The 16,298-nt window shown below is 65.3% G+C and carries 14 protein-coding genes; 8 read left to right on the top strand and 6 right to left on the bottom strand.

Annotated elements, in window-relative coordinates; translation table 11 throughout:
* Nucleotides 1-444: 444 nt before the first annotated feature.
* Nucleotides 445-1,341, bottom strand: coding sequence for a site-specific tyrosine recombinase/integron integrase (gene xerA, locus BN3659_RS03515; RefSeq protein ID WP_091534620.1), 897 nt, complete (start codon nucleotides 1,339-1,341; stop codon nucleotides 445-447).
* A 47-nt stretch (nucleotides 1,342-1,388) separates the two neighbouring features.
* On the opposite strand from xerA, the gene prmA reads away from it, so the two are divergent.
* The 5 genes from prmA to BN3659_RS03490 all read left to right on the top strand — a co-directional run bounded on the left by prmA (nucleotide 1,389) and on the right by BN3659_RS03490 (nucleotide 5,920).
* A complete protein-coding gene (gene prmA / locus BN3659_RS03510) occupies nucleotides 1,389-2,228 on the top strand; it encodes a 50S ribosomal protein L11 methyltransferase (RefSeq protein ID WP_091534618.1) in 840 nt (279 codons plus the stop codon).
* Nucleotides 2,225-2,950 carry a DNA repair protein RecO gene (recO, locus tag BN3659_RS03505; protein ID WP_091534617.1) on the top strand — a complete coding sequence of 242 codons (726 nt, stop codon included), beginning with the start codon at nucleotides 2,225-2,227 and terminating at the stop codon, nucleotides 2,948-2,950. The genes prmA and recO overlap by 4 nt, the downstream gene beginning before the upstream one ends.
* 76 nt (nucleotides 2,951-3,026) lie before the next feature.
* On the top strand, nucleotides 3,027-3,443 hold the full coding sequence (locus tag BN3659_RS03500) for a hypothetical protein (RefSeq protein ID WP_091534616.1): 417 nt from the start codon (nucleotides 3,027-3,029) through the stop codon (nucleotides 3,441-3,443).
* Nucleotides 3,444-3,621: 178 nt separating this feature from the next.
* On the top strand, nucleotides 3,622-4,668 hold the full coding sequence (locus BN3659_RS03495; protein ID WP_091534614.1) for a porin: 1,047 nt from the start codon (nucleotides 3,622-3,624) through the stop codon (nucleotides 4,666-4,668).
* Nucleotides 4,669-4,681: 13 nt separating this feature from the next.
* On the top strand, nucleotides 4,682-5,920 hold the full coding sequence (locus tag BN3659_RS03490; protein WP_091534613.1) for a YeiH family protein: 1,239 nt from the start codon (nucleotides 4,682-4,684) through the stop codon (nucleotides 5,918-5,920).
* Between the two features lie 316 nt (nucleotides 5,921-6,236).
* Here BN3659_RS03490 and BN3659_RS03485 read toward each other — a convergent pair whose 3' ends face one another.
* Genes BN3659_RS03485 through tgt form a run of 5 tightly spaced genes read right to left on the bottom strand, consistent with a single transcriptional unit; the run spans nucleotide 6,237 to nucleotide 12,532 of the window.
* The gene (locus BN3659_RS03485) at nucleotides 6,237-8,156 is read right to left on the bottom strand and encodes a YgiQ family radical SAM protein (protein WP_091534611.1); all 1,920 of its coding nucleotides are present in this window, start codon (nucleotides 8,154-8,156) and stop codon (nucleotides 6,237-6,239) included.
* A 10-nt stretch (nucleotides 8,157-8,166) separates the two neighbouring features.
* Entirely contained in the window at nucleotides 8,167-9,249 is a 1,083-nt protein-coding gene (locus BN3659_RS03480; protein ID WP_091534609.1) for an RluA family pseudouridine synthase, read from the bottom strand.
* Nucleotides 9,250-9,252: 3 nt separating this feature from the next.
* Complete coding sequence (locus BN3659_RS03475) at nucleotides 9,253-10,269, bottom strand: PASTA domain-containing protein (RefSeq protein ID WP_091534608.1); 1,017 nt, start codon at nucleotides 10,267-10,269, stop codon at nucleotides 9,253-9,255.
* A 13-nt stretch (nucleotides 10,270-10,282) separates the two neighbouring features.
* The gene (locus BN3659_RS03470) at nucleotides 10,283-11,386 is read right to left on the bottom strand and encodes an LptF/LptG family permease (protein ID WP_091534606.1); all 1,104 of its coding nucleotides are present in this window, start codon (nucleotides 11,384-11,386) and stop codon (nucleotides 10,283-10,285) included.
* 12 nt (nucleotides 11,387-11,398) lie between these two features.
* A complete protein-coding gene (gene tgt, locus BN3659_RS03465; protein WP_091534604.1) occupies nucleotides 11,399-12,532 on the bottom strand; it encodes a tRNA guanosine(34) transglycosylase Tgt in 1,134 nt (377 codons plus the stop codon).
* 144 nt (nucleotides 12,533-12,676) lie between these two features.
* On the opposite strand from tgt, the gene BN3659_RS03460 reads away from it, so the two are divergent.
* The 3 genes from BN3659_RS03460 (at nucleotide 12,677) to rsmG (ending at nucleotide 15,498) form a co-directional block, all read left to right on the top strand.
* Nucleotides 12,677-13,831: a glycosyltransferase family protein gene (locus BN3659_RS03460; protein ID WP_091534602.1), complete on the top strand. Its 1,155-nt coding sequence runs from the start codon at nucleotides 12,677-12,679 to the stop codon at nucleotides 13,829-13,831.
* Nucleotides 13,822-14,379, top strand: coding sequence for an RNA polymerase sigma factor (locus BN3659_RS03455; RefSeq protein ID WP_091534601.1), 558 nt, complete (start codon nucleotides 13,822-13,824; stop codon nucleotides 14,377-14,379). The genes BN3659_RS03460 and BN3659_RS03455 overlap by 10 nt, the downstream gene beginning before the upstream one ends.
* A gap of 492 nt (nucleotides 14,380-14,871) precedes the next feature.
* A complete protein-coding gene (gene rsmG, locus BN3659_RS03450; RefSeq protein ID WP_091534599.1) occupies nucleotides 14,872-15,498 on the top strand; it encodes a 16S rRNA (guanine(527)-N(7))-methyltransferase RsmG in 627 nt (208 codons plus the stop codon).
* Nucleotides 15,499-16,298 lie beyond the last annotated feature (800 nt).

Below are 16,298 nucleotides of genomic sequence, written 5' to 3'. Positions count from 1 at the left end.
CTTTTCGGCGGAGCACGGCCCGCCCGCTCCTTCCCGACACAGTACGGTCGCCTCGGAGGACTGCGCTTCGCCCGGGGCTTCGTGTCGGCTCTGCCGGCAGCGGCGGACTGCGGATGCGCTGCCGCATGCCGTTTCCTTTTTTTGCGTATCCGGACCTTGAAAGGAGCGGAAGGCGGGTCGGAGGCGATTTTCTTTCCGTTTCTTTTGCGGATCGCGGATGTCTTCAACGCGCAACGTGCACGCCCCTCCCTCGAAAAAAAGATCGGACCTCCGGCCGCGGAAATTCGTCTTTCGGGACGGCCCGGGCGCCGTTATGCGCCGTCCGGATGCCGGAGCGGATGTTCGTGAAGTGAAAAGGGCGGCGGGACCGGGAATGTAGGAGCCGGGGCGGACCGGGGAACGGCGGCGGAGCGAAGGACGCGACCCGGTCGGTGTGCGGGCGGTTCAGATCGGCAGGTGCTTTTCGACGGTTTCGCGCAGGTGGCGGCTGTCGAGGTGGGTGTAGATCTCGGTGGTGAGGATGCTCTCGTGGCCGAGCATCTCCTGCACCTGCCGGATGCCGGCGCCCCCTTCGAGCAGATGGGTGGCGAAGGAGTGGCGGAAGGTGTGGGGGCTGATGTGCTTTTCGATGCCCGCCCGGAGGGCGGCCTGACGGATGATCGTGAAGACCATCACGCGCGTGAGGCTCGTGCCGCGGTTGTTCAGAAAGACGGTCTCCGCGCCGGAGTATTTCGGCGGACGCTCTTCGAGGTAGAGCTGGATTTTGTCGCGTGCGGCGGCGCTCACGGGGACCAGCCGTTGTTTGTCGCCCTTGCCCGTTACGCGGATGTAGCCCTCGCCGAAGAAGAGGTCGGACAGCCGGAGCGCGGTGAGTTCCGAGACGCGCAGTCCGCACGAATAGAGCACTTCGAGCATGGCGCTGTCGCGGCGTCCCTTGGGCGTGCGCATGTCGACGGCGGCGATGATGCGGTCGATCTCGTCTGTGGTGAGCACGTCGGGCAGATGGCGTCCGAATTTGGGCGTGTCGATGAATTCGGCGGGCGACGCGGCGATGGCGTCGGTCAGCAGCAGGTAGTTGAAGAAGCTCCGGATGCCGCTCAGGATGCGGGCCTGCGAGGTTTTCTCCTTGCCGCGGTCGTAGAGCCAGCCGATGTAACGTTCGATCATGACGGCTTCGACCCGGCGCGGAGCGACGTCGTAGAAGCGCAGGATGAAGTGCGCGAACTGTCCGAGGTCGCGCATGTACGACTCGACGGTGTTGTCGGCCAGCCGTTTTTCCAGCTTGATGTAGGTGCGGTAGCGGCGGGCGATTTCCTCCCACTTTTTCGTGTTTTCTGCCATAAATCGTTAACTTTGCATAGGCAAAGTTAGGGTAATTTTACATAATTATGAACTACGTGGAGTTGAATATCGCCGTTTCCGATGCTTTGCAGGCCGAAATCCTGACGGCGCAGCTGGCCGATTACCCCTTCGAGAGCTTTCTCACGGAGGACGGTGCGCTCAAGGCGTACATCCCGCAGAAGGCGCTCGACGAATGCAAGGCGTCGGTCGATGCCATGCTCGACGGCTGCGGAGCGATGCGCCGCAGCTACCTCGCACTCGGCGCCGAAGATTGGAATGCGCCGTGGGAGAGCGGCTTCACGCCCGTGGAGATCGAGGGGCGGCTCCGAATCCGTGCGCCCCACCACGCACCGGCGCCGGAGGGGATGCCCGAGGTGATCGTCATGCCCTGCCTGTCGTTCGGCACGGGCCACCACGCCACCACGTATCTCATGGTGTCGGCGCTGCTCGATCTGGGCGTCGAAGGGCGCCGCGGGCTGGATATGGGCAGCGGCACGGGCGTGCTGGCCATCGTGGCCGCAGGTCGCGGCGCGGCGTCGGTGGACGCCGTCGACACCGATGAGTGGGCCGACCGCAACTGCCGCGACAACGCGGCGGCGAACGGCGTGGCGGACCGCGTGCATCCGCTGCTGGGCGATGTGAGCCGTGTGGCGGGCCGCCGCTACGACTTCGTTCTGGCCAATATCAACCGCAACGTGCTGACGGCTTCGATGCCCGCCTATGCGGCGCTTCTGTCCGAGGGCGGCGACCTGCTGCTGAGCGGATTCTTCGAGGCGGACGTCCCGAAAGTGGAGGCTTCGGCGGCCGGGGCCGGCTTTGCGGTCGCCGAGGTGCGCACGCGCGAAGGTTGGGCGATGATCCGCTGCAAAAAAGGGAGGACGGTTTGAAAAGCTACAAGGCGCGCGGGGTCGTGCTGCATACCCTGAAATACGGCGATTCGTCCATGGTCGTCTATCTGCTGACCGATGTCGGCGGCCGCCGCAGCTACATGGTGCAGGGGGTGCGCAGCACGCGCGGCCGCGGCTCGAAGCTGGCGCTCTTCCAGCCGATGTTCGCCGTGGAGTTCGAAGGGCTCGAATCGCCGCGCCGGCAGATGGACTCCTTCCGGGAGATCCGCAGCGGCGCGGTGCTCCGTTCGGTCCCGTTCGATGTCCGGAAATCCACGATCGCGCTCTTTATGGCAGAGGTTTTGTATCGTCTGGTTCGGGAGAGCGAACCCAACGGCCCGCTGTTCGATTTCGTGTGGGGTTCGGTCGGCGCTCTGGATGCGATGGAGGAGGGAGTGGCCAATTTCCACCTCTGGTTTCTGGCCAACCTGAGCCGGTTTCTGGGGTTCTATCCGGGCAATGCCTATACGGCCGGGGCCTTTTTCGACATCCGCGAAGGGCTCTATACGAAGACCCCTCCGCCGCACGCGGGATACATGAGCGGAGAACATGCCCGCACGCTCGACGATTTCATCCGGTGCGACGTGCGCTGTCTCGGAGAGATCGGGCTGAACCGGCGCCAGCGGGTCGGATTTCTCGATGCCCTGCTCGTCTACTACGGCTATCACCTCGACGCCATTCGCGCTGTGCAGTCGGTGAAGATTTTGCAGGAGGTGTTTTGAGGCAGCCGGAAACCGGCCGCGCCGGCCCGTTGAACGGGACGGGGAGGTCGGAGGATTTATAAAAAAGTTGTGCGCCATGAAAAAACTGCTTGTCGTCCTGTTTCTTGCGTGCTCCGTTTCTGTGTGGGGCCAGACGCCGCCTGCGGCCGCCGTGCCGCCGGAATCCGGAGGGGAACCCCGGCCCGCGGATTCGCTCTCGGAAGTGCCGCAGGTGCGGTTCGGCGATCTCTACGGGCAGCAGCAGCGCGAGTGGGAGCGCGGACGACGGCTCCCGGTCCTGCCTCCGCTCCGGCTCAAGGTCTACCCGTGGGAGTCGGAGACTTCGGTGGTGCAGGTGCACAATCGGCTGCCCGTGCGCATCGACGTCCCGCTCAATACCCCGCGCCGGATCGCCACGTCGCTCTGGATCTCGAACGGTCAGGCGTGGAACTGGGGCGCCTATCCCGACGCTTTCCTCGACGCACGCACCCTCTCCATGCCGCTGCCGCGCTGACGGAGAGGAGGCCGCACGGTCTCTTTTCCGGCGGAAGATCCCTTCTCGGGACGCGCGGGAAACGGCGTGCGGGGATGCTCTTTTTTGCGTCGTGCACAGTCTATTTTACGTATTTTAGCTTACTGAAAATCGGAAAAAAGAGCCTTTTTTTGCACTTCGAAACGATTGCAAGAAAAGGATGAAAAGATTTTTACCGTTTTTACTGCTGGCCGTGCTCTGTGGATCGGGTGCGGCGGCTCAGGAACCGCTGCCCGAAGCGGACGAACGGCTGCGCAGCGAAGTGCGCCGTCTGAGCGAGCGCAGCCGCACATGGGATCGGGTGCTCGCGCGTATGCCGCGCATATCGGGGTATCTGCAACTGGGGTATGAGGCGGACGACGCCGGGACGTCGGAGTTCTTCATCAAACGGGTGCGCGTGCTGTTGCAGGGCGATATTTCGCCCCGTATGGATTACTGCGTGCATGCCGAGCTGGTCTCGCCGGCGCTGATGGATCTCTACCTCCGCTACAAACCGCTGCGGGCGCTCAACTTCCAGCTCGGGCAGTTCAAGCTCCCCTTCTCGATCGAAAACACGGAGTATCCGCCCCTGAAGATCGAATTCATCGACTATCCGCTGGCGCTGACGCGGCTCGTGAGTTTCAACGATGTCTGCGGCATGACGGGCGCCACGGGGCGCGATCTGGGTCTGATGGCCTACGGCGGATTCTTCGCACGCGAGGGATACGACATCCTGAGCTACAACGTCGGCGTGTTCAACGGCGAGGGGATCAACACCCTCGATGCCAACAAGAGCAAGGATCTGGTGGCGCGGCTGACGGTGCGGCCCGTGGCCGGACTGCAAATCGCAGGCTCCTACTACTGGGGCGAATACGGCAAGGAGTATCTGCGCCGCATCCGCTACGGCGCGGGCATCGGCTACGACCGCGGCATCGGGGTGGCTCGCAGCGAGTACATCTACGGCCGCACGGGCGACCTGCGCAGCGACGGCTGGTATGTGATGGGCGGTCTGCGTGCCGCCCGGCGGTGGCTCTTCGCCGTGCGCTGCGAAGCATTCACGGAGAACCGGGACGACAGCGACACGCGGCAGATGAACTACACGGCCGGCATCACGTGGCAGCCGGTGAAGCACCTGCGCTGCCAGCTCAACTACACCTACGAACATTATGCGGCGCCGGCCGCTGCCGACCGCAACGTGGTGGCCGTCATGCTGAGCGGAATCTTCTGAAAACGGGGGAGTGATGAAAAAACGGTTGGAACGCTTCCGGACGGAAGATTGGATCATCGTGGCGGCGGGGATGCTGATCCTCGTCCTGTCGCTCGCCGCACCCGGATGGATGCCCCGCATGCCGGAGAAGTTCGCAACGCCGGCGGACGCCGCGAAGGGGCTGGGGCTCTATCTGTTTCTGCTGGTGCTGACCGCGGGGTGCCAACGGCTGCTGCGACGGCCGGCCGGGGGGCTGGCGCTCTCGCTCGCTGCGATCTTCGCGCTGGCCGTGCTGGCGTCGGCCGCGGCCGCGACCGGGCCGGTGCGCGAATGGGGTTTCGAATCGGTCTTCTTCGCCGTGCTGTTCGGGCTGGCGATCGGCAACACGTGCCGGCTGCCCGAGTGGCTCAGGCCGGCGATACAGAGTGAATTTTATATAAAGATAGGTATCGTCTGCCTCGGTTCGACGATCCTTTTCGACGATGTGCTCCGGTCGGGAGCCTACGGGCTCGGGCAGGCGCTCGTGGTCGTGGTCGCGGTGTGGTACTTCGCGTTCTGGATTTCGCGCCGGCTGGGGGTCGACAGAGAGATGTCCACGATGCTGTCGAGCGCCGTGTCGATCTGCGGCGTCTCGGCGGCGATCGCCACGAGCGGCGTGATTCGCGGCGACAACCGCAAGCTCTCGTACATCATCTCGCTTGTGCTGGTTTGCGCCGTGCCGATGATGTATCTGATGCCGTGGCTCGCGGAGCTCATGGGGCTCGGCGGGGAGGTCGCCGGAGCATGGCTCGGCGGCACGATCGACACCACGGGAGCCGTGGCCGCGTCGGGTACCATGCTGGGCGACGAGGCCGCGCGGACGGCCATCATCGTCAAGTCGTCGCAGAACGTACTGCTGGGGCTGGCGGCTTTCGCCATTTCGCTCTATTGGTCTTGCAGCGGGCAGGAGCGCCGCGAGAAGCCGACGCTCGGCGTGATCTGGAGCCGCTTCCCGAAGTTCGTGGTGGGTTTCGTGCTGGCGTCGCTGATCTTCAGCTTCTGCCTCGACGCGGAGACGGCGCGGGCCGCGGGCAGGATCACCAAGGGATTCAGCAACACGCTTTTCAGCATCGCGTTCGTCTGCATCGGGCTGGAGACCCGTTTCCGCGACATCTTCTCGCGCGGGAACCGGCGGCCGCTCGCGGCGTTTCTCATCGCGCAGGGATTCAACGTCGTGGCGACGCTCGCCGTGGCTTATCTTCTGTTCGGCGTGCTCAAACCGATGTGGAGCTGAGTGCGGTCGGCGTTCTGCCCGGAGCGTGCCGGGCTGGAGGACGATTGCGGAGAGAAAGGCTGTCTGTCGGGTCTCGAAAATCGGGAATCGCCCCTGTCGGTGTCTGTTCCGGCAGGGGCGGAATGGTTGGACGGAGGTTGTCCGCCCCTCTTTTTCGATAATCCGGGGGCGGTCCGGGCATCGCCCGGAGAGTGTCGGGGGCGCCCGGAGGAGCCGTATCCGGTAGAGCGGGCATGAAGGACAGCCGTGTCCGAGGCGTATCGTGCCGCGACGGGTGGACGGTCGCCGGAAGGCGGACGACGGGCTGCGGGTGTATTTACCTGCGGCTCGTCTTTTTTTTGCGTTTCCGGCCGGCGGCGTCGGGGCCGGCGCCGGACTTGGGGCGGTCGGCGGCCCCGATGCCGGACTCGGAACGGGGCATGGCTTCGGAGCGGGTGCCGGAACGGATCCCGGATTCGGCACGGGTAGCGGTGCCGGGACGGGTGCCGCCATCGGGACGGGCGCCTGCACGGATTCGCCGCCCGCGCTCGCCGGGCCGTTCGCGGAAGAAGTAGCTCTTCTGCCGCCGTTTTTCGTCCTGCGAGCGGGCGACGTAGACCGGTTCGCGGGTGTAGGGATTCTCGCCCGTGCGGAACATGACCGACGAGAGGGTCATCGGCGTGGGGGTGAGGTCCTGCACCTGTTCGAGCGTGAAGTGCAGCCTGCCGAGCACCTTTTGCGCGAGCGAACGCATGTCCGTCTCCGTGCAGCCCGGGTGCGACGAGATGAAATAGGGGATCAACTGGTAGGGCAGCCCCTCTTCGCGGCAGATGCGGCGGAAGTCGTCGTTCAGGCGCTCGAAGAGGGCGAACGGCGGTTTGCGCATGAGCCGCAGCACGCGGTCCTCGGTGTGTTCGGGCGCGACCTTCAGGCGGCCCGAGGTGTGGTGCCGCAGGACGGTGCGCAGGTAGTCGCCGCCGTCGAACAGGTCGTAGCGGATGCCGCTGCCGATGAAAGCCTTCCGGATCCCCTTCACGGCCCGTATCTTGGCATAGAGTTCCATGAGCGGCCGGTGGTCGTCGTCGAGGTTGGGGCACTTTTTCGGATGCAGACACGACGGGCGGCGGCACTTGGCGCAGAGCGTGCGGTCGCGGCCGCCGAGCCCGTACATGTTGGCCGAGGGGCCGCCCACGTCGGAGAGGCAGCCCTTGAAACCGGGCATGCGGGCGATGCGCTCCACCTCGGCGAGGATCGAACGCTCGCTGCGCGAGTGGACGAACTTGCCCTGATGGGCCGAGATGGTGCAGAACGAGCAGCCGCCGAAGCAGCCGCGGTGGAGGTTGACCGAGAATTTGATCATCTCCCACGCCGGAATATCCCCCTTGCCCGCATAACGCGGATGGGGCGCCCGCTCGTAGGGCAGGTCGAACGAGCGGTCGAGCTCCTCGGTCGAGAGGGTCGCCAGCGGCGGGTTGACCACGACGAAGCGGTCGCCCGTGGGTTCGACGAGCGTGTGCACCGGCTCCATGAGGTTGCTCTGGGTCTCGATGACGGTGAAGTTCTCGCCGAAGGCGCGGTCGTTGCGCGCGCACTCCTCGTAGGAGTGCAGACGGATCGTGGTCCCGGGGTCGAGGCGGTCGACATAGCCGCTGTCCGCGAGGAAGGCCACCTGCCGGATCTTGCGGAGCAGCTTGGCGTTGTAGCCGTTGCGCATGGCACGGGCCACCTGCTGCACGACTCCCTCGCCCATGCCGTAGATCAAAAGGTCGGCGCCGCTGTCGGCGAGGATCGAAGGCATCACCGTGTCGCTCCAGTAGTCGTAGTGGGCCAGCCGGCGCAGCGAAGCCTCGATGCCGCCGGCGACCACGGGCGTGTGGGGAAAGAGCCGCTTGAGGATCCGCGTGTAGACCGCGACGGCGCGGTCGGGGCGGAAACCCGCCTTGCCGCCCGGCGTGTAGGCGTCGTCGTGGCGCAGGCGCAGGTTGGCCGTGTAGTGGTTGACCATCGAGTCCATCGCGCCGCCCGAGACGCCGAAGAACAGACGCGGCGCGCCCAGCTTGGTGAAGTCGCGCAGGTCGTCGCGCCAGTTGGGCTGCGGCACGATCGCCACCCGATAGCCCTCGGCTTCGAGCAGCCGTCCGACGACGGCGGCGCCGAAGGCCGGATGATCGACATAGGCGTCGCCCGTGAAGAGGATGACGTCGAGGCAGTCCCAGCCGAGGGCGCGTACCTCCTTGAGGGTGGTGGGCAGGAACATGGGCGGTCGGTCAGGATTCGTCGTCGAGAGACTGGCGCGCCGAGGCGGTGTAGCCGTCCCACTTCTCCACGAGCTGCCGGAAGTCCTCCGGCAGCGCGCTCTCGAAGCGCAACTCCTCGCCCGTGCGCGGGTGTACGAACCCGAGCGAACGGGCGTGGAGCGCATGGCGGGGCATGAGTGCGAAGCAGTTCTCGATGAATTGTTTGTACTTGGCGAAGGTCGTGCCCTTCAGGATGCGGTCGCCGCCGTAGCGTTCGTCGTTGAACAGGGGGTGGCCCTGCCACGCCATGTGGACGCGGATCTGGTGCGTGCGCCCCGTTTCGAGACGGCACTCCGCGAGCGTTGCGTAGCCGTAGCGTTTCAGCACGCGCCAATGCGTAACGGCGTGTTTGCCGTCCGAGCCGTCCGCGAAGACGTGCATCTTGAGCCGGTCTTTGGGCGAGCGGCCGATGTGGCCCGTGATGGTTCCCTCGTCTTCGGGGAGGTTGCCCCAGACCAGCGCCGTATAGCGGCGGTGGACCGTATGGTCGAAGAACTGCTTCGCCAGCCGGGCGTGGGCGAGTTCGTTCTTCGCTACCACGAGCAGTCCCGAGGTGTTCTTGTCGATGCGGTGGACGAGCCCCGCGCGCTGGTTCCCCTCGCGGAAGAGGGGCAGCTCGCGCAGATGCCACGCGAGGGCGTTGACCAGCGTGCCGCTGTAATTGCCGTGCCCCGGGTGGACGACCATCCCCGCCGGTTTGTCGACCACCAGCAGATCGTCGTCTTCATAGACGATTTCGAGCGGGATATGCTCGGGGACGATCTCCGTCTCGCGGCGCGGATAGGGCATCACGATCGAGATGCGGTCGAGCGGCTTGATCTTGTAGCTCGATTTGGCGGCCGTGCCGTTCACGAGGATGTTGCCGCTGTCGGCCGCCGCCTGTATGCGGTTGCGCGAGGTGTGCTCCATGCGGACGGTGAGGAACCTGTCGAGACGCATGGGGGTCTGACCCTTGTCGACCGTGAGGGCGAAGTGTTCGTAGAGTTCGTCCTGTTCCTCGCCGCTTTCGTCGATTTCGTCGGTCTGCTGGTCGGTGTATCTGTCGTCGGTCATCGGTCAGAAGAAAAATTCGTCCGTTTCGTCGTCTCGGGCTTGGGCCGCGGCGGGCGGCGGGTCCGAAGGGGTGCCGTTTTGCGGTTGCGATGCCCCCGACTGCGGTCCGGCGGGCGTCAGCGCATGTTCCAGCCGTATGCGCGCCAGCGAATCGGCCGCGGCCTGTTCGCGCCGGATCCGCTCCTCGGCCAGCGCACGGGCGGCTTTCTCGGCCTCGGCACGCACCTTGGCGGCCCGCTCCTTGTCGAGCGTGAGCCGCAGATCGACCTCCGAGCCGAGGGGGACGCTCTGCTCCTGTCCGGGGCTTTGGACGTAGACGCGCGCGTCTTTCTGGTTGAGCAGGTTGATGCCCTCGTCGAAGTCGATCCGCCCGACGTTGAGGCCCAGCTCCCACAGCCGGCCCTTGGCCTCGGCGAGCGGATAGCCCGTAACGTTGGGCGTTACGACCGTGCCGCAGCCGCCTTCGACTCCCACGTGGAGCGTAATCCCCGTCCCTGCTTCGGCCTCCATGCGGCTCGCGGGGAGCACCTCCTGCCCGTCGCAGTATTCGGCCAGCACGTAGTTGGTGGCCATGTCGGCGCGGTAGACCAGACGGTCGATCCCGAGCCCGGCGATTTCGAGCATGTTCTTGGCCTGCCGGAGCGAGCGGCCCGCCACGTAGGGTACGGGCACCATCTTCTGCCGGAAGGAGTTGATCGTGAGGTAGACCGTGCGTCCGGGCTTGACCTCGACGCCCCCTTCGGGGAGCTGGTCGAGCACGATGCCGCCTTCGTAGGCCGGGACGAAGAGCGAGTCGTTGACGGCGAGCACGAGGTCGCGGTCGTGCGCCTTCCGCTGCGCTTCGGCCAGCGGCATGCCCGAGAAGTCGGGCACGGTGCGGCGGGCGCCGTGGCGCGTGCCGGCGAGCATCAGCACGTGGGCCGCGACGGCCAGCGCGACGAGCGTGAGCGCGATGAGCGCGAGGTGGCAGGCCAGCGGCCTGCGGCGGAGTGCGTTCCAGTATCGGACGGGTTTCTGCATGGCGGTTGTAGGGTTATTTCGGGGCCTTGCGGTAGAGGTAGACGGCGATCAGCAGATAGATGAGGTTGGGGGTCCAGACGGCCAGTCCGGCGGGCATGGTGCCGCTCTTGGCGAACTCCTCGAAGAAGCGGTTGAAGAGGATGTACGAGAAGCAGAGGCCCGTGCCGATGCCGATGTGGAGGCCCGTGCCGCCGCGCACCTTGCGCGAGGAGAGCGAGACGCCGATCAGCGTGAGGATGAAGGTCGCCAGCGGATAGGCGAAGCGCGCGTGTTTCTCCACGGCGATGATGTTCACCGAGTCGGAGCCTTTGGCCCGCTGCTGGGCGAGGAATTCGTTCAGCTCGGTGATGTTCATCGTCTCCACGAGGTCGGCCACGCGCCCCAGCTCGGCCATTTCGAGGTCGATGAGCGTGTCGAGGTTGCGGCGCGGCGTGAAGGTCTCCGTGCCCAGCGAGTCGAACTCGCGCGTGGTGTAGCGGTTGGCGGTCCAGCGTTTGGATGCGGGGTCGAGCTTCGCGTCGGCGGCTTCGAGCGAACGGGTCATGGTGCTGCCGTCGTAGTGTTCCAGAGCGAAGAACTGCGCCTGCTTCGACTGGTCGGAGTAGCCGCGGATGTAGACGAACGTCCCCGGTTCGAGCTGACGGTAGATGTGGCGGTCGTACTGGGTCGACTGGCGGTTCTTGCGGTATTTGCTCTCGAAGGCCACGGTCGAGCGCTGCGTAACGGGGATGATCCACAGGCTCAGCGTCATCGACAGGGCCGAGATGACCAGCGCCCCGAGGAAGTAGGGCCACATGAGGCGCCGGAACGACATGCCGCCCGAGAGCATGGCGACGATCTCGGTCTGGTAGGCCATCTTCGAGGTGAAGAAGATCACGGCGATGAAGGTGAACAGACCGCTGAACTGGTTGATGAAGAAGGGGATGAAGTTCAGGTAGTAGTCGAAGACGATCGCCTTCAGCGGGGCTTTGAGCTCCGTGAAGTCGTCGATCTTCTCCACATAGTCGAAGATCACCACCACGACGATGATCATCGCGATGGCGAAGAAGTAGGTCGAGAGGAATTTCCCCAGTATGTAGCGGTCCAGTATCTTGAACCCGGGAAAACGGAGTTTCATGGTTTCGGCGTTTTATCGGAGTCTCCGGCCCAATTTGGCGACCATCCGTTCCTTCCACGGCTTGAAGTCGCCGGCGACGATGTGCGCACGCGCCTCCGTAACAAGCCGGAGGTAGAAGGCGATGTTGTGCAGCGAGGCGATCTGCGCCGCCAGCATCTCGCCCGCAGCCGCCAAGTGGTGAAGGTAGGCTTTGGTGTAGGTCCGGTCGACGAAGGCGGTGCCCTCGGGGTCGAGGGGCGCGAAGTCGTCGGCCCACTTGCGGTTGCGGATGTTGATGATCCCCTCCGACGTGAAGAGCTGGCCGTTGCGGCCGTTGCGCGTGGGCATCACGCAGTCGAACATGTCGACGCCGCGTTCGATCCCTTCGAGGATGTTCACGGGGGTGCCGACCCCCATCAGGTAGCGGGGCCGGTCCTCGGGCAGGATGGCGTTCACGACCTCGATCATCTCGTACATCACCTCCGTGGGTTCGCCGACGGCCAGACCGCCGATGGCGTATCCGTCGGCGTCGTAACGCTGCACGTTCTCCGCCGCACGGGCCCTGAGGTCGGGATAGGCGCATCCCTGCACGATGGGGAAAAGCGCCTGATAGTGGCCGTAGCGGGGCTGCGTGCGGTGGTAGCGGTCGAAGCAGCGGTCGAGCCAGCGCTCGGTCAGATCGAGCGACTTGGAGGCGTACTCGCGCGGGGCGTCGCCGGGAGGACACTCGTCGAAGGCCATCATGATGTCGGCGCCGATCGTGCGCTCGGTGTCGATCACGCTCTCGGGGGTGAACAGATGCTTCGATCCGTCGATGTGCGAGCGGAAGTGGCACCCCTCCTCCCGGAGCTTGCGGCAGTCGGCCAGCGAGAAGACCTGAAATCCGCCGCTGTCGGTGAGCATGGGCCCCTCCCACGACGAAAAACGGTGAACGCCGCCCGCGCGCTCGATGATCTCCATGCCGGGGCGCAGGTAGAGGTGGTAGGTGTTCGCCAGAATGATCTGCGCCCGGGCTTCGTCGCGTACGTCGCGGTGGAAGATGCCCTTGACGGCCGCGGCCGTCCCCACGGGCATGAAGATCGGGGTGCGGACGATGCCGTGGTCGGTCTGCAGCTCGCCGGCGCGGGCCCGTGTGGCGGGGTCTTTATGTTGTACAGTGAATTTCATACCTCCTACTTTGAAGGACAAAAGTACGCAAAATATTGTGAAAAGCGGAAAGAGCGGGCCGAATGGTGCGATTTTTTGCTGCGCGGGGAGTCCGTTTGACATTCGTTTTCGTATCTTTGCGAATCAATCACAAGTGTTTCTCCGATGCAGTTCGCCGATATCGTTTTGTCGCACTACGGATGGGAGGGCGTGGCGCTCGCGGCGCTCCTCCTCGTGCTGCTGTGCGTGCAGTCCTACTACTATGTGTGCGTCTACGGGCGCATTCCCTCCTACAAGAACAACCGCCGGCCCGCGGTGCTCGCCGAAGAACCTGCGTTGTCGGTCGTCATCCCGATGTTCTCGGAGGACTACGGGTTCGTCGAGGAGCGTCTGCCGCTGATTCTGGCGCAGGAGTACCGCGATTTCGAGGTGGTGCTGGTCTATGTGGGCGCCGACAGCGATTTCTACGAAGACCTCGTGCGGCTCAGGCTCACCTTCCCGCAGGTCTTCGTAACGAAAATCCAGCTCGATCCCCGCTTTCCGATCTCGCGCAAGATGGCGCTCAACGTGGGCATCAAGTCGGCGCACAACGAACATCTCGTCTTCTCGTCGACCGATGTCGTGCCCGGGACCGACCGCTGGCTCTCGCTGATGGCCAAGGGATTCTGCAAGGGGCAGATCGTGCTGGGCTACTGCGGGCTCGAACGGGGCAGGGGCCTCCGCAACTACCTCATGCGCACGTGGCGGATGATGCACTCGGCCGACTGGCTGGGACGGGCCGTCGGGCGGCGCCCCTATCGGGGCACGCTCCACAACCTCGGCCTCACGAAGAGCCTCTACTTCGGGGCCAACGGCTTCACGCACCTCAATATGAACATCGGCGAGGACGACCTCTTCATGCAGAAGGTCATGACGCGCGACAACGTGAGCGTGATCCTCTCGCCGCGCGCTTCGCTGCGCGAGAAGACGTGGGGCGGCCTGAGGGGGTGGTTCGCTGCGGAGCGCTATTTCGGTTCGGCCGTGAAGTTCTATCCGCCCGCCGTGCGGCGCTTTCTCGCGTGGGAGCCCTGTTCGCGTCTGCTCTTCTTCGCGGCGGCCGTGTGCGCCCTCGCCGTCATGCCCGCCGAATACAAGATCGGGGCCGCCGTGCTCGTGGCGGTCCGTTACCTTATGGTGGCGCTCGAAGTGCGCCGTGTGGCGCGCCGTCTGGGCGAGACGGGGATCGCGGGCCGCTACTTCCTCTACGATCTGCTGAGCCCTTGGCTGACGCTGCTGCTCGGTGCGGCGCTGCTGCGCAAAGACGACCGCGTATGGAGATAGCCGACTACATCGTCGCCGAGGACCGGCGGCTGGTCGAACTGGCGCTCGGGGGCGACGACACGGCCTTCGAATACCTGTTCAACCGCTACCGCGACGCCATCCACCGGCTGTTCGTGCAGCGGCTGGGGGGCGTGAACGACGCCGACGACCTGTTGCAGGAGACCTTCGTGAAGGTTTATATCAATCTGGGCAGCTACCGCACCGACTATACCTTCGGGCAGTGGGTCTATACCATCGCCCGCAACACGTTCATCGACTTCATGCGCAAGCGGCAGGACGATCTGCCGATCGACGAACGGTTCGCCTCGCCGCCGGCCAGCGGACCGACGCCCGAGGAGAGCGTCATCCGTCTCCAGCAGCGCACGCAGATCGAACACTATCTGGAGCGGCTCGCGCCCCGCTACCGGCAGCTGGTGCGGATGCGCTTTTTCGACGAGTACTCCTACGAAGAGATCGCGGCCAAGCTCGCGCTGCCGCTCGGGACGGTGAAGACGCAGATCCACCGAGCACGGGAACAGATGTGCCGGATGATTAAGAAAGAAGAATAATGCGGAAGGCTTCGCGGCCGGCGGTCCGGAGGGTGTTGCCGTCCGGCATCGTGCGGCGGCGGGCGTTTGCGGGGCGTCGTGTGCGGGGAGGGGGCGTACTGCCGGGAGGCGCGCGTGCAGGGAGCCGTCCGTCAGCGGCAGCGGTGTGCGTGCGGAAGGCTTCGCTGTGCTGCGGCTCGTCCCGTGCCGGGGCCGGAGCGGAGGCGTCTCGTGGTGGGTGAACCCGTCTGAGGCGGCCGTTTGGCGCGGGGCGGATTCCGCGCGGAAGTCCGGACGGCATGGCGGCTGGCGGTGCGCCGCACCGGAGCTGCACGGCGGGTGCGGCGATGGATGAGGGCCGTCTCGGCGGGGACCTTCGTTTTTACGACCGTCGCCGTGGCGGTGGCCGCGGCGCTTCCGGAACTTCGGAGACGGCACGGCGGATGCGGGCCGGGAGGCGGCGGATCGTCCGCGGCGTCCCTTCCTGCGAAAGAGAGTAGGAATATAACGGATATGGAACTGATCGACAAATATTTTCCCGGCCTCACGCCGCTTCAGCGCGAGCGCTTCGCCGCGCTCTACGGGCTTTACGCCGAGTGGAACGCCCGCATCAACGTCGTCTCGCGCAAGGATTTCGAACAACTCTATTTGCGCCACGTGCTCCACTCGCTCGCCATCGCCCGCGTCTGTGCGTTCGATGCCGGAGCCCGCATCCTCGACGCCGGGTGCGGCGGGGGGTTTCCGAGCGTTCCGCTGGCGATCCTCTTTCCCGAGGCGCGTTTCACGGCGGCCGACTCCATCGCCAAGAAGATCGGCGTCGTCCGCGGGGTCGCGGAGAGTCTCGGGCTGGAAAACCTCACGCCCCGCTGCGTGCGGGTCGAAACGCTCGGGACCGAACGATTCGACTATGTGGTTTCGCGGGCCGTTACCGATATGTCCGTCTTCGTGGGGTGGGTCTGGCCGCTCCTCGAACGGGGCCGGCGCGGGACGCTGCCCAACGGCATCCTCTATCTGAAAGGGGGCGATCTGGCCGAAGAGCTGGCCCGCACCCGCAAGCGGTGGGACATCTATGCCGTTTCGGATTATTTCGCCGAAGATTTTTTCGATACAAAAAAAGTGGTTTATACGCCCAAGAGGTAGCGCGCGCCGGGTGTTTGCGCACGGAAGGGTTCCGTGCGGACGAAGCATCGGTTGATCGGGGGGGGAGAGTACGCTGCGATGACGGGTGCAGTGCAGACTTCGCCGCGTCCGCACTGCGGGCGGATGCCGCTCGATGCGATGCGCGACCCGGTTCGCCCGCTCCCGGGAGTGCGGGTGGAAACGGTCGAACTCCTTACGTCCGTTTTCCCGCTCCGGCCCGAAGTTGTGTCCGGCTCAGCGTTCGGCTTAGCGAAAACGTCGGTTTTCATCCTTACGTTTTCCTGCTCCGGCGCGGCCCGGGCGAGTTCGGCGCTGGGCGGCTCGGCGGGAACGTTCGGCGTCGGAGGGAGGCGGGATACGTTCCCTTGTCGTGTTCCGGTTCGCGGCGCTCCGGAGCCGTGCGGGCTGCGGCGGCGGAAATACGTCCGCAGCGAGGGCGTGCCGTGCTGGTTGAGGCCCCGTTTTTTCACTCTGACGGAGATCGTCGTATTCACCGCGTCAGCGGCTTCGCATGTGCGATGCGGGCCGTTCGCCGCCGTCCCGATGCGACGGACCGGGTTACGCCGGAAAGGCGCAGGTGCGTCCCGCCGCCGGCGTCGAACCGCAGAGGAGCCGGAAAACCGTAGGGCGGAAAAACCGCTGGCGCCGTGTCTCGCCCCCCCCTCCGAACGTCGGGAAGAGAGGGCTCGGGAGGCCGCCGCAACTGAAAGCGGGGGGAGGGGACGTTTCGCGGCACGAAGAAAACGCGCCGTTCGTGTCGCGGCGGCTCGGGCGAACGGCGGACCGTCCGCAAGGTCGCC

It is taken from the genome of Alistipes sp. CHKCI003 (assembly GCF_900021155.1).
In the GTDB taxonomy this organism is placed as follows: Bacteria; Bacteroidota; Bacteroidia; order Bacteroidales; family Rikenellaceae; genus Alistipes; species Alistipes excrementavium.
Note: the sequence above shows the minus strand (reverse complement) of the source record. Positions and strands in the feature narration are given on the sequence as shown.